This is a genomic window from Aquirufa sp., assembly GCF_044342065.1.
Lineage (GTDB): Bacteria > Bacteroidota > Bacteroidia > Cytophagales > Spirosomataceae > Aquirufa.
In genome coordinates this window covers 1-12,875 of sequence record NZ_JBIIQN010000043.1, presented here as the reverse complement: position 1 = coordinate 12,875, position 12,875 = coordinate 1, and the positions used below count along the sequence as shown (strand labels likewise).

12 protein-coding genes are annotated in these 12,875 nt (G+C 40.3%); 9 read left to right on the top strand and 3 right to left on the bottom strand.

Annotated features, from left to right (window positions below; translation table 11 throughout):
• Positions 1–102: 102 nt before the first annotated feature.
• Positions 103–927 carry an NAD(P)H-hydrate dehydratase gene (locus ACIQZ2_RS11050; protein ID WP_395768910.1) on the top strand — a complete coding sequence of 275 codons (825 nt, stop codon included), beginning with the start codon at positions 103–105 and terminating at the stop codon, positions 925–927.
• Here ACIQZ2_RS11050 and ACIQZ2_RS11045 read toward each other — a convergent pair.
• Both ACIQZ2_RS11045 and ACIQZ2_RS11040 read right to left on the bottom strand, forming a co-directional pair.
• Positions 919–1,920: a sugar phosphate isomerase/epimerase family protein gene (locus ACIQZ2_RS11045; protein ID WP_395768909.1), complete on the bottom strand. Its 1,002-nt coding sequence runs from the start codon at positions 1,918–1,920 to the stop codon at positions 919–921. The genes ACIQZ2_RS11050 and ACIQZ2_RS11045 overlap by 9 nt on opposite strands.
• Positions 1,921–2,104: 184 nt before the next feature.
• Complete coding sequence (locus ACIQZ2_RS11040; RefSeq protein ID WP_395768908.1) at positions 2,105–3,616, bottom strand: serine hydrolase domain-containing protein; 1,512 nt, start codon at positions 3,614–3,616, stop codon at positions 2,105–2,107.
• A 68-nt stretch (positions 3,617–3,684) separates the two neighbouring features.
• On the opposite strand from ACIQZ2_RS11040, the gene ACIQZ2_RS11035 reads away from it, so the two are divergent.
• Positions 3,685–5,040 carry an ATP-binding cassette domain-containing protein gene (locus tag ACIQZ2_RS11035; RefSeq protein ID WP_395768907.1) on the top strand — a complete coding sequence of 452 codons (1,356 nt, stop codon included), beginning with the start codon at positions 3,685–3,687 and terminating at the stop codon, positions 5,038–5,040.
• A gap of 129 nt (positions 5,041–5,169) precedes the next feature.
• Here the strand turns inward: ACIQZ2_RS11035 and ACIQZ2_RS11030 are convergent, their stop codons facing one another.
• Positions 5,170–6,393: a M24 family metallopeptidase gene (locus tag ACIQZ2_RS11030; protein ID WP_395768906.1), complete on the bottom strand. Its 1,224-nt coding sequence runs from the start codon at positions 6,391–6,393 to the stop codon at positions 5,170–5,172.
• 255 nt (positions 6,394–6,648) lie between these two features.
• On the opposite strand from ACIQZ2_RS11030, the gene ACIQZ2_RS11025 reads away from it, so the two are divergent.
• The 7 genes from ACIQZ2_RS11025 to ACIQZ2_RS10995 all read left to right on the top strand — a co-directional run.
• On the top strand, positions 6,649–9,210 hold the full coding sequence (locus tag ACIQZ2_RS11025) for a hypothetical protein (protein ID WP_395768905.1): 2,562 nt from the start codon (positions 6,649–6,651) through the stop codon (positions 9,208–9,210).
• A 21-nt stretch (positions 9,211–9,231) separates the two neighbouring features.
• The gene (locus ACIQZ2_RS11020; RefSeq protein WP_395768904.1) at positions 9,232–9,813 is read left to right on the top strand and encodes a hypothetical protein; all 582 of its coding nucleotides are present in this window, start codon (positions 9,232–9,234) and stop codon (positions 9,811–9,813) included.
• Positions 9,814–9,941: 128 nt separating this feature from the next.
• Positions 9,942–10,742 carry a hypothetical protein gene (locus ACIQZ2_RS11015; RefSeq protein ID WP_395768903.1) on the top strand — a complete coding sequence of 267 codons (801 nt, stop codon included), beginning with the start codon at positions 9,942–9,944 and terminating at the stop codon, positions 10,740–10,742.
• Positions 10,739–11,233 carry a hypothetical protein gene (locus ACIQZ2_RS11010; RefSeq protein WP_395768902.1) on the top strand — a complete coding sequence of 165 codons (495 nt, stop codon included), beginning with the start codon at positions 10,739–10,741 and terminating at the stop codon, positions 11,231–11,233. Before ACIQZ2_RS11015 ends, ACIQZ2_RS11010 begins: the two co-directional genes overlap by 4 nt.
• A gap of 134 nt (positions 11,234–11,367) precedes the next feature.
• Positions 11,368–11,631 carry an HTH domain-containing protein gene (locus ACIQZ2_RS11005; RefSeq protein ID WP_395768901.1) on the top strand — a complete coding sequence of 88 codons (264 nt, stop codon included), beginning with the start codon at positions 11,368–11,370 and terminating at the stop codon, positions 11,629–11,631.
• Positions 11,632–11,726: 95 nt separating this feature from the next.
• The gene (locus ACIQZ2_RS11000; protein WP_395768900.1) at positions 11,727–12,200 is read left to right on the top strand and encodes a hypothetical protein; all 474 of its coding nucleotides are present in this window, start codon (positions 11,727–11,729) and stop codon (positions 12,198–12,200) included.
• A 4-nt stretch (positions 12,201–12,204) separates the two neighbouring features.
• Positions 12,205–12,875: hypothetical protein (locus tag ACIQZ2_RS10995; RefSeq protein WP_395768899.1), on the top strand; the 671-nt coding region annotated here is incomplete at its 3' end.

The following is a 12,875-nucleotide window of genomic DNA, read 5'->3' as shown; positions in this document are numbered from 1 at the left end:
ATTATCAGGCAGAACACATTTACGTAACATCAAAGTAACTGAATTGAAGTATCGCGCGGATGGATCAATTGAGCCCATAACAGCTTATTAATTTTTCCCAAGATGAATCAGATAGACCTTTCATGGATACATTCGATTAAGCAAGCAAGACAGCCCGATGGACATAAGAAATCCTTTGGTCATGTCTTGATTATTGCTGGAAGTCCAGGAAAAGTGGGTGCTGCACTTTTATGTGCGCGGGCTGCATTGCATACCGGTTGTGGGATGGTGACTGCCATGATTCCGGAGGAGGGTGTGGGACCATTGCTTTCAAATAGTCCCGAAATCATGTACCGTACAGAATCTGATTTATCCTCCATTAACCTAGAACCTTACGACGCTATTGCGTTCGGTCCGGGTTTAGGTTTTTCGATTCAAGTGCGCCGAAATTTGGAATTTCTTTTACAGCATTATTCAGGTCCTATTGTCTTTGATGCAGATGCATTGACGCTGTTGGGGTCTTATGAAACTTTAATTTCCCAAGTTAAACGGCATCATATTTTAACGCCACATCCAGGTGAATTTGCACGTTTGGGAAGTTTGGAGTTTGATAATGTGCGAAGAGAAGAGCAAGCCAAAGAATTTGTATCCATTTATCCTTGCCAGTTATTATTGAAAGGGGCACCCACGATTGTGGTGATGGATTCGGGTGATTTATACACAAATACGACAGGAAATGATGGGATGGCTACCGCCGGATCTGGAGACGTGTTGACGGGTATTATTGCCGCTTTATGTGCCCAAGAATATGCACCTGATGTGGCGGTTCGCCTGGGCGCTTATATTCATGGCTTATCGGGGGATTTGGCTATACAAAAAAAATCGAAGGCCAGTTTAGTGGCCTCCGATTTGATTGATCATTTGAGTGAAATTCGTTTGCTAGACTAAGATTGCTTTCGCGTACTCCACACATTTTTTAACTTCTGTCACCGCATCTGAACCAGCTGGAATGTCATATTCCAATTCGATCGTTGCAGGGAATTTGTATTTGTTTTTCTTCATGGCCGTTAATAACTCTTTCAAAGGAGTTTCGCCCGTTCCCCAAACAAGATTCTTCGCTCCGTTTTCTTTCGAAGTACGATCTTTGATGTGCATGGAGGTAATGCGGTCTTTTTTTGCTTCGATAAATGCCAACAAACTAGCTGTGTTGTGCGGTGCACCTACAGCGATGTAGTGACCTGCATCTAAGTTGATGGAGTTGTAAGGCGATTGTGCCAAAGCCTCATCATACACGGTGTCTTTTACTTGTGTATGGGTATGGTAACCGAAGTAAATACCATGTTTTGCACCTAAATCCCCTAATCGTTGGGTTTGTTTTGGATCTGTAGGTAATTCAACCGTCACAGATTTAGCACCTAAAACTTTGGCAGAACGCAATGCGTATTCTACTTCAGCATCTGAATTATTTGGGCCAAAAGCATTGGGTTTATACGCATAAACACTGATTCCTGCTTTATCTAATTTAGCACGCACTTCCTTGAATTTATCCATGGATACCGTTTCACGCCATGCTTTCACCTCTTCTTGGTATTTCTTCATTGCCGCACGTTGCTCGTCGGTGAGCGTAGGACGCGGTTGGCCCGGAGTCCAACGCATCTGTACCGGATTTACAGGCTTCTCTGCATATTCCTCAACGGCATCACCCATTAATTCGGTTGCTGAAATGCCAGATTGCACTAAGTATCCAATGATATCATCAATGGTACCTGGCATACTGCGGAATGAATAGGTAATACAACCAATTTGAACACCACCAAATTTCGAATCTGGTTTTGCGGTGCCAAAGGCAAAAGCAGCAGGTTTGGCAAACAAAAGGCCTAAAGAGGCAAGAGAACCGGCGGCTAAAAATTGCCGACGGGAGTTATTGTAATTCTTTTTCATAGGAAGTGAGGTTTTAAAAATCAATTATAGGAATCCTTTTTCAATTTTATATCCTTTCGGGTAAATTTTGCGACGAAAGTCTTATTTTCTTTGGCAAACCTCTCTGCATTGCCAAAGTTCCTCAGGCTAAAGCCTGAGGTAATTAACCCTGGGGTTTAGCCTAGGGGATAGTAGCGAGGTGTCGCTACAATTTATTTAAATGGATTTTCGTGCCTGGCTCAAACGAATTTACCACTTCAACCACCTCCGGCTTCCAGGTAAAGGTCCAGCGATGTGGGCTTTCAAAGTAGCGGAGCGTAATTTCGACTGATTGATCATCTAAAATTCGAAAGCTTCCAGCGTAATCAAATGGTGCTTTTTTAGCTAAATCTACCCGTGCGGCGCGCAACATGTAGGGGCCTACTAAATTAGATTGACCAATACCCCAAGTTCTGAATCCTAATTTAAAGGTATGCTGGGTAGAATCTTTGGTCGTGATGATTAATTCGGCCGCATCTCCTTTGGTTTTGATTTGCATGCGCGCAAAATCAAATTGATTTTTTTCTAAGGTAATTGCTGATTGTAAGCTTTTGAAAGGAAGTTCATTTGTAGGCGCATCCAGTTGTCTTGAAGCATTAAATTGATTTAATGAAGCTAATGCTTTTGGGTTTTGGGGAAGTGCTTTGGGCTGAAAAGCAGGTAGTAAATTATTCCAAACTTGGTTTAAATCGTCCGGTAAGTCTTGTGACTCTGAGGTAATTATTAAAACCGCATCTTGTTCTGGCATCATCAAGATGTATTGCCCAAAAGCCCCATCGCCACGAAAGGAGTTATGTCTACTTCGCCAAAATTGGTATCCATAACCTTGAATCCAATCCGCATATTGGCCAGTTGCTCGTTTTTCTGCTGTTGCATCTGGTTCTTGATCGATATGCTTGCTGGTTGCCTCTTCCACCCACGCAGCAGGTAATATCTGTTTGCCTTCAAACTTGCCTTTGTTTAGATAGAGTAAACCTAATTTAGCCATATCCTCTGTTTTGACACGGATTCCCCAGCCACCTACGTTAATGCCTTTTTGGTCAGATTCCCAATCGATGCCGGAGATATGTAAGGGATCTAATAAACGTGGTTTCAAATAGGCCAGCGTAGTCTCACCCGTGACCTTTTGAATGATGGCTGAAAGCATGTAGGTTGCCAGTGTATTATAAAGGAATTTAGTACCAGGTTTGGCCACGATCGGATGATTCAAAAATCCACGAATCCAGTCGGGTTGCATGACGATGACGCTACGGAGTGGTTCCTTTTCGTGACCTACGGACATGGTCAAGAGATCTTGCACACGTAAATCTTGAATGAAAGGTTTATCCTTGAGGTCTGAATACTCCGGGAAAAACGAAAGGACTTTATCCTGAACTGTGAGTCGTTTTTCAGCGACTGCAAAACCAATGGCTGTAGAGGTCCAGCTCTTTGAAACGCTATACATCGAATGTACTTTATCGGCCGCATAGGGTTTCCACCAAGCTTCTGAAACTACCTTCCCATGCCGAATGAGCATGTAGGAGTGTAATTCGTGTTTTTTAGGATCGATTTTTTCGATGTATTGTTGGATCGCTGCAGATGAAATTCCTTCCGCTTCGGGTGTACTGCGAGGTAATGATTGGGTGAAGGCGGGTAGGGCCAACAAGCTTATTAGGCCTATTAGTAATAGTTTTTTCATGGTTTCTCGGTTTAAAGCAGGCTAAATGTATGAAAAATGCGGTAAATTGTTGGCTGTTTCTTTCTCCTATGTCCCTAGAAATCGTTGCACGTGTCACTCATTTATCGGCCTCTTATGGGGCCCATGAAGTGCTAAAAGACATTTCGTTTGAGGTAGGTGCCAACGATTGTTTAGCAATTGTGGGTCCGATGGGTTCTGGAAAAACGACTTTGGCCAAAGCGCTCTCCGGTCGTTTGTTTCGAAAAGGGGAGGTGTGGTTTCAAGGATCATTTGTGTTGTATGTAGCGCAGCAACATCACTTCAAGAATCGCAGTAATATATCCGAATTTTATCTCCAACAGCGGTTTAATTCATCTGATTCAGATGATTCATGTACCGTTCGTGAGGAATTGGGGGAACTTGATGTGGCAGACTATGTGACCATGTTTAAGCTAGATGGCTTGTTGGAAAAGCCCTTATTACAACTTTCCAACGGCGAGAATAAACGCTTACAAATTGTTAAAGCTTTGGGCCAAAGGCCCGATTGGTTGTTGTTGGATAATCCGTATTTAGGGTTGGATGTTGCTGGACGATCGGTATTGTCGGCAGGATTAAGTCAATTACATGCCAAAGGCATCCGATTCATCTTATTTTTATCGGGAGGGGACATACCTGAATTTGTGAATCGATATTATACACTTCACAGGGATGTTCCCACTATCACTAGCCTGAAGCCGGGGAATGTAGAAGTTACGCTTAGCTCCATACTTCAACTTGGTGATATAGGAGATTCTCCTATTGTTTCCTTACGAAACGTCACGATTCGTTATGGTTCCAAGACCATTTTGGATCAATTTTCGTGGACGATCAACCGCGGGGAGCGCTGGGTGTTGAAAGGTCCAAACGGAGCCGGAAAATCTACTTTATTGAGTATGATAACGGCGGATAATCCGCAATCGTATTCGCAGGATATCACATTGTTCGGTCGAAAGCGGGGGACAGGTGAAAGCATTTGGGATATCAAACGGAATATTGGTTATGTCAGTCCGGAAATGCATTTGTATTTCAAGGAAACGGGAAATGCGTTTGCTGTGGTAGCTTCGGGTTTATTTGATTTATTGGGTGTGACGCGGAAGGTGAATGAGCAACAAACCGGGCAGGTGGATGCCTGTTTGGCGATGTTTGGTTTGGGATATTTACGCGATCGTTCTTTTCATACGCTATCCACGGGAGAGCAAAAGATGATTTTAATTGCACGGGCATTTGTGAAAAATCCACCGCTTTTGATTTTGGATGAACCTTGTCAGGGTTTAGATCCGGAACAAGTGGGGGTGTTGAAAGAAGTAATTAATGCAATCGCAGCGAGTTCCGATATGACCTTGATATTTGTTTCACACTACGCAGAAGATGTTCCTTCCTGTGTGAAGTTCACGAAAGCGCTGTAGAGACGCGATACCTCGCGTCTTTTTCTTCATGCTATACGCTATGATTTAGCCCAGAGAATCGATGCTTCGCATCTCAAACTTTGGCAATCCTGAAAGGTTTGCCAAAGAAAAAGAATCGAGGTCTAATGTCTACATAAATGGTTTTGAAATCGACGGGCTCGGTTGGCTAAACCATTTCGGTCCCTGCTCCGTCATATACACACAATCTTCTAGTCGGACTCCAAATTCCCCGGGGATCGCAATCGTAGGTTCAATCGAGAAACACATGCCCACTTGCAGCGGTAGTTTATTTCCTTTGACCATATTGCCCCATTCATGCCCATCCATTCCGATTCCGTGACCGGTGCGATGTGGAAGCCCAGGTAATTTATACTCCGGCCCAAAACCCGCTTTTACTAAAATTCCTCTAGCTGCGAAATCCACGTTTTCACAGGGAGCACCTAAAACCGCCGCCTCAAATCCGGCTTGTTGGGCCCTTTTTTCCAAATTCCAAATATCAATTTGTTTTTGTGATGGCTCACCAAAAACCACTGTTCGCGTAATATCAGATTCGTATCCATCCACTTGGCAACCACAATCAAGCATAACCACATCACCTTTTTGAAGGATTTGTTTACGTGAACTACCGTGAGGGAATGAGGTGGCCACGCCAAAGGTTACGGACGCAAAACCGTGTTGGGCGCCTAGTTCACTATGTTTTTGCGCAATTACTTGACTGATTTGTCGAGGCGTGCAGCCTTGAGTTAAGGCGGCTATTCCGGCTTGAATTGCCAACGTTGTTATGTCATTCGCCTTTTGCATAAGTGCTATTTCAGCAGGCGATTTGATTAGTCGGCAAGTCACAGAAATAGGATCGCCACTAACGATTTGAAAGTTTTTACCTGCCTTTTGAAGGCCATTCGAGATGAAGAAACGCGTTTGTTCCTCGATGCCGATTTGGCCTTTGGCTAATCCTAAGTCTGTTAGTGTCTTGATGCAAAGCTCGAAAGGGTTTTCATCTTCGTGCCACGTACGGACTTCGGTACCTACTTTTAGTAGCTCACGGAGTCGGTCTTCCTCAAAATAGGGGCATATATAGGTTAATTCACCTTTGGCGGGGATAATCGCCAACATGGATCTTTCGCTCGGATACCAAGCTAATCCCGTAAAGTAATTAAGGCTCGTTCCTGCATCTAAAATCAGGGCTACGATGTTGTTTTTCTGTAAAAGCACTTGGGCTTTGGCTATCCGTGCCAAGCGTTCCTCGTTACTGATAGGGGATGCTTCGGTGATGGATTTACTGAAGTAAGGCGTTGTACTCAAGATAGCACTGAGTCCGATGGAGCTTTTGATGAAGTCGCGACGATGAATCATGTAATAGTTTGTTTCGGGCAATTTAAGGAATTCCATTAAATCAATCAGTTTTACCTTGGAATATATGTTTTATTAAGCGTAAATGACAATTGATTGCATTTTTAGATATCGGTAGATTTTTTTATTTTTTTTTTGGATTGTTAGGATTATTTTACTCTGCTTAGCTTCAAAATTATATTGTGACAATTTTTGATAAACCAAATTTTAGCCTATATTATTTACTTAGCTTTGTGGCAACATTAACTATTTCGATTTATGCAGGAATCAACAATTTCTCTTTTTGAGGCTCATGGTATAGCTATGCCGGATTATTTAGTTTTATTGAATTCGATTAAGGAGGAGAAACATTTAAAGAAACTCGTTCCATCTAAATTTTTTGGTTCTATTTATAAACCGGGTAAATCTTTGTTTGATCTCTTAAATTATACAACTGAAGATTTGCAGCTTATCAAAGGATTTGGTTCAGGAAAGCAACCAGCATATTTTGAATTTAGTGAACGTATGTTGGCGGACCCCAATCCAGTTTGTCAATACTATTTACGTGAAATGGTAACTGTCACTTTGCCTACACACTATAATCCGCAGGAGACAATCGCTGAATCCATTGAAAAAATCATTCACGATTTTGTTTCTATTTATCGTTTTCGTGGTGAGGAGCAAATAGCAACCATTGTCGAGTTGTATTATGGTGTGGGTAAAGATCGTCCCCATGATTATTTTGAAATTGCACCACTCGTTGGATTAACTGCTGAACGTACGCGGCAAATTATTCGTAATTATAACGGTTCAGCCGTGGGCCAGCTTTTCAATGAGCCACTTTCAATTTGTGATGGATTTCAAGTACATCCTGAGTTGTATGATCGGGTAATGTCTTTGAAGATGCATTGTGAATTCAATGAAAGTCTCTTTGCTTATTTTTCGGATGGCGAAGTGATTTTTGATATTCCGCGCTTAGAACGTCTAGTCGAATTTTTTGGAGGGAAGATTTCGAAGTATAAAGATCGTATTTTTCTTACGAACCAAATTGCGTATAATACCATTTTTGAGGAGCATTTTAGAGCTATAGAACAGGTACTTAAAGGATTAGATTGTTCATTGCCTACTAAAGACATCGTACAATTAGTTTCACCTGAAGTGAAGACAAAATTTGATTTCAATCCCCATTTAGTTGAATCTATACTGAACGGCAATCCGGCTTTTTTTAACGCAATTGTCGCTGAGGACGGTACTGTATTTTATGAAGTCCCTTGGATTGAGTTAGCTAGTCAAGCATTACAAGTACGCCGTATTCTTTTAGAGGCGGGAGTGAATTTATCTCGTTCAGAAATCTTGCATAGGTATAACACGCGTTGTCAAATGGCAGGTGTCGAGACCATTCTTGATGAAGATCTATACTTAGCTGGTCGAGAAAAAATCATTAGTTATGGGAATAATTTATGGGGTTATGGTGAGTTGGCGGATAATCGATTGACTTGTACGGAATTTATTAAGCAGTATCTAGCGGAGAATGGGGGTGCGGCACATTTTGATACGGTTAAGAATGTGCTTTTAGCAAATCATTATCGATATCCGAATTCGTCCATTCGCTCGTATTTGACAACGATGGCACGCGTATCCATTGACGACCCACAGTTTTTTGTGCTCGATGATTTTATATCTCAGTTCCCCAATATTCGTTTTCGGGCTAAAATGAATAAAAAGTTAGGCGAGCAATTGGCCGACAAGGTTTTTGAAATTTTTGCAGAGTTTGGTTCATTACCCAAATTAGAAATTATTCGTAAAATTATTGCTTGGGCGCGAGTAGAGCAATTGCAAGGTAATGCCCGTGTGGCCTGTGATCATTTATTGACGAAGTTGGTAGATCGTGGTTTGGTTCAAGTTGATGGTGATCAGTATGCGTTAGATAATGATGAAATCCAAGGAATGGGTAAACTTGTTTTACGCAAGGAGCCTGCCTATCGTGTGCTCATTCGTTCGTTAGTTATTGATTATTTAAAAGAGACGAGTAATACACCGGTCACTTTAAATAAGTTGAAGAATCGGTTTGAGTCGTATTTGCCAAGTGAATTAAGAATCCAGAATTTTTATAAGATTTTTCGTGATGAACAATTGTTCGAAAAACAAAAGATTAATGGAAAGACCCATGTAGCCTTACGCGTGGATTTATTGCCAGAGGCACGTACCGCCCAAGAGGAGGTAGAGGTACCTGCTGCGTTCGACGATATAGCGGAGCCTATAGTAGTTGAGACGCGAACTCCTGGACGGATTATCGAGCGAGAGGCGTTTGACTTAGTACGATTTGACCAACAAATTCGTATGGAATTAAGTCAATTGGGAATGGAGGATGCCTTAATGAATGAAGGTTTACAAAAGTTCTATACGGCTTTGAAGACGAATGGCGATTTTAATCGATTTGGTCGTTCATTGTTACAGTCAATATATGATTTGTGGTTTTCGCGGACCGACTATTATGATCGTGAATCGTGTATAATCAAGTTGACCCATGGTTTTGAAACCTACATTAAGATATTAGACTCCCGATTAGTTTCAAGTGATGGTTTGAGTGCTTCGATTCGTACGAATTTTGGCTTATCAACATTATACGAGTATCATCAGGTAGCAAAGTCGTTGCCTCAGCATTCAATTGACCATCAGAAGCGTAAATTTTCAAAAAGTATTCGATCGCTTTTATTCTATCGAAATTTATATACACATGACAATACAAATGAGAATTTGGAAATGGGACTTCTGAATCAGATTTCCTATGCAAGCCAATTTATTGCTTTGTATGTATATGCGGCGGCAGTTATGGAATAGTTTAACCTATAAAAATTTAATATGACTTGTATTGTTGGCATGCTAAATCCCCAAGATGGGAATATAATAATTGGCGGTGATTCTGCTGCCGTTACGGGCATGGAGATTCAGGTTGAGAAACAGCCAAAAATATTCAAAAATGGAGCGTTTATTTTTGGTTGTACGACATCGTTTCGTATGATTCAATTATTGAAATTCCAATTTCAGCCGCCCATTATTGAAAATATTGGTCCTGGTTTTGCTACTGTGGCGAAGCAAGCCCCCGTGGATATTTATGCGTACATGTGTACAAAATTTGTGGACGAACTTCGCAATTGCTTTAAAGTTGGTGGTATTTTAGACACCCAACATGGCATTGAACATGGTGGGACCTTTCTAGTGGGGTACCAGGAGCGATTGTTTCGAATAAATTCTGATTTCTATGTGATGGAAACCTTGGACGGATTTGATGCGGTGGGCTGTGGCCAGCAGTACGCGCTTGGGGCGTTGAAACAGCTGGGAAATACCAAACTTTCTGTTCAGGCGAAGTTGGCACAGGCTCTAGAGACGGCAGCTTATTTTTCAGGAGGTGTCGTGGGGCCATTTCATTATATAACAACCTAATCACACAGCTAAAAATGTTTTTTCATTTTAAATAAGTTATATACTTCTTGTAAATTGTCATCCTTCGTTTGTAATTAATCGTGGTTAACGCTAATAATTTGTAAATTTGCCCAACCAAAGTATATGCTATGTTTTTCTTTTTTGGAAAAGAAGCTGAGTTTTTCAGCAAAATACAATCTGATTTCTGTGAGTGGAAACTGCGAAAAGTCAAAGACTTATTTCAAGTTTCCAGTGGTTTAATACAATCTCGTTATAATGATCGAGAAGCGGAATCAAATTTACCTGTACGTTTTTTAAATCTCGGCGCATTTGATTATGAAAAAAATAGAATTAGAAATGAGGATGAGATGATTAAATTGAATCGGATTAAGCAAGCCAATTCGAGTGATAATAATCAAAACAAGATTGATATTCCTAACGATAAAGTACTTATTCCATCTGATTACATTATCAATATGCGAGGAGAGCCAAAAGGATTTTCAATGGTTGATATTCTGAATATTGTACCTGACCAAAAATATGTGCTCGCGAATCAATTTTTTGTTTTGAGGCCAAACAAAGATATTCCATACTCGATTCCTTATTTACATAAACTATTGGATTTAGTGGTTATACCCGAATTGCAAAGAGTTTATTTATCTAAAAAAGATGAAATTAAAGTATTGGTTGATAAGAATAAAGAAAAGAATCAAGCGGCTGCAAAATCGAACAAATCAACAAAAGCAAGTGAAAAAATTTCATTCAATTCTTTTGCCATGTCAGACCTAAGCGAAATAAATCTTAATGTCATCGTGAACATTGCCGATCAAGAAAAAATAATTGAAAAGTTTAACGAATTCAAAGTACTAAAGCTAGAAGCAGTTAAAAATGAAATAGAATTTAATGAATCTTTTCAGCAGTTTTCACTAGTAAATTCAACTAAGCTATGAGCAAGGTAAGGGTTATTTCACCTAGTGTTTTACCAGATGAGCAACTCATAATTCGTGAGGTTGAGAGCAATAAGATTCATTTGGTATGCCTAGCATTAAAAAAGAACTTTTTAGCGGTTAATTTAATGGTCAAGAGTGGCCTTTTTGATTTTGATCGTTTCTACAGCTTCTGTGATCTAGTTAATAGTAAATCTGAGGTTGGTTGTTTTCGGCCATATATGCCAGTAAATTTAAGCTTATTTCCATTGCATCGATCCGATCGAAGTTTCGATGTTGAATCAAGTAAATTGCATGAATATTTTAAAGACACTCTGATTGCTAATCAAACATATGTTCGAGTTAATAAAATTATGTTTGTTTTCGATCGTGGTAATTGGGACGGATTTAATTTAGAAGGCATTATGACAGAGACTGTCAAACAGTTTGAGAATGATTTTCAGCGTAGTAATGAAAATATTTATCTAACAGATATCGAATTTTATTACGTTTAAGGATTATATGAGGCTATAATATTTTTTTTATTATAATTGTTATATACCGCGTATAAAAATAAAAAAGAATTATATATCTTTGTAGGGTAATCGGCGTAACGCTAGATGCTTATCTCATTTAAACAGGTATAACCATGAAAAATTTGACCCCCACTTCCGAGTTTGATTCAGTGATTAAATCATTGTATGGCGTAGTTTCAAAAACCAAATTCCGCCGCCTATCCAACATGTTATTACTTCTTCATAAGAGCGATAGCTCTAAATGTACGGTAACGCGTATGGCGACGAACTTACATGTTGAAAGACGTACGGTTTATCGTTATATCGCCGACTTGAGTAATGAAGTAGTAGTGGATAATGGCTTTATCTACTTACGTCATTTGGCGATGGCCGCTTAACATATTGTTTTGTTGTTTCCATAGTTTGTGTTTGTGTGTAAGTAAAAGGGGAGGCGATCCTCCCTTTTTCTTTTTAACCTTTAACCATTTCCAACATGAAAAATCTTAAAAAAGGCGTATTTAGTGAGTTATTGAGTCGTGATGGTCAATCCAATGTGATGCAAGGTTTTATTCAAGCGGCAACATTTGTTGGCGAAGCTCAGCCTTACGTCAAGGCCTTAGAGGATCAATATGCTTCAATGCAAAATGAGTTGGATCGCGCTGCTGCCTTGGAAGAAATCATTCTTCTGCATCAATTTATGGCAAACCAAGCACAACCTAAATTTAGTTTGGTTGAACGATATATTTACGCGCGTGCATCGGTTTATCGTCGGGATGCAATATTAAATGACATACGCGTGGTTGTAGAAGCTTTGGGCCCCAACGATATCTACGAAGACCTTATTCATCAAGACAGCGTCATTGCGCGTGCTAAGCATCTGCTAACTGGTAAAGTAAAAAAGCTTCTTGACGAAAAATTAGCAAACTACCATTTGATTTTTGGTCCTTTAACCATGCAAGTTGCCTAAGATTATGAACACAACGAAACCCATTATCGATCGCGCACTCTTTCAAAAAAGCTATTTTTCTCTTGCATCTGGCATTAGTATAGAGCCCTTGCTTCGCATGACGCATGTTTGCCAGGATTTTATCTATACCTGCCTGTACTTGGAAAAGGATTATGTTAAGAAGCAATTTGATCAGCAAATTCGGTGGTCTCCAGATTTGGAGGTCGTTTCCTATGAGGAGGTTGATGATTTTGACGAATTGAAGCATTTTGATTTGCCACATAACTATCAAAATTATCTGCAGAAACCTAGTTACATGCGAATGGATGAGTTTCATGGGTACCAACGCAGTTTCCAGGATGCGCTACATTTGCCTCAATATTGTTTGATTTATCGGGTGCTTAGAAGATCTACAAACCAAGTTTTAACACTCTATTTCATTGTCAGCGAAAGTTTTGCAACCTTAAATTTATTGTCCCAAGGTGGACGTTACATGCCTCGAGTTATTGAGGCCATTCAAGCTGGCGAACAACTAACAGACCCAAGTGAAAGAGGTCTTTTGACGCGCTTTTTGAGACATTCAATAGCTTTGCCTCTGCTGCTTATTCGGGGTTTTCAACCGAGTTATGGGCTCTTTTCAGGGTTCCGAATGAATACATTACAACCCAATAGGCCTATGAACCAAATTGCGATGGA

What these genes read in the sequence shown, in the direction of transcription:
- ACIQZ2_RS11050 (WP_395768910.1), top strand. Translation starts at nt 103, where the DNA reads ATGAATCAGATAGACCTTTCATGGATACATTCGATTAAGCAAGCAAGA.
- ACIQZ2_RS11045 (WP_395768909.1), bottom strand. Translation starts at nt 1,920, where the DNA reads ATGAAAAAGAATTACAATAACTCCCGTCGGCAATTTTTAGCCGCCGGT.
- ACIQZ2_RS11040 (WP_395768908.1), bottom strand. Translation starts at nt 3,616, where the DNA reads ATGAAAAAACTATTACTAATAGGCCTAATAAGCTTGTTGGCCCTACCC.
- ACIQZ2_RS11035 (WP_395768907.1), top strand. Translation starts at nt 3,685, where the DNA reads ATGTCCCTAGAAATCGTTGCACGTGTCACTCATTTATCGGCCTCTTAT.
- ACIQZ2_RS11030 (WP_395768906.1), bottom strand. Translation starts at nt 6,393, where the DNA reads ATGATTCATCGTCGCGACTTCATCAAAAGCTCCATCGGACTCAGTGCT.
- ACIQZ2_RS11025 (WP_395768905.1), top strand. Translation starts at nt 6,649, where the DNA reads ATGCAGGAATCAACAATTTCTCTTTTTGAGGCTCATGGTATAGCTATG.
- ACIQZ2_RS11020 (WP_395768904.1), top strand. Translation starts at nt 9,232, where the DNA reads ATGACTTGTATTGTTGGCATGCTAAATCCCCAAGATGGGAATATAATA.
- ACIQZ2_RS11015 (WP_395768903.1), top strand. Translation starts at nt 9,942, where the DNA reads ATGTTTTTCTTTTTTGGAAAAGAAGCTGAGTTTTTCAGCAAAATACAA.
- ACIQZ2_RS11010 (WP_395768902.1), top strand. Translation starts at nt 10,739, where the DNA reads ATGAGCAAGGTAAGGGTTATTTCACCTAGTGTTTTACCAGATGAGCAA.
- ACIQZ2_RS11005 (WP_395768901.1), top strand. Translation starts at nt 11,368, where the DNA reads ATGAAAAATTTGACCCCCACTTCCGAGTTTGATTCAGTGATTAAATCA.
- ACIQZ2_RS11000 (WP_395768900.1), top strand. Translation starts at nt 11,727, where the DNA reads ATGAAAAATCTTAAAAAAGGCGTATTTAGTGAGTTATTGAGTCGTGAT.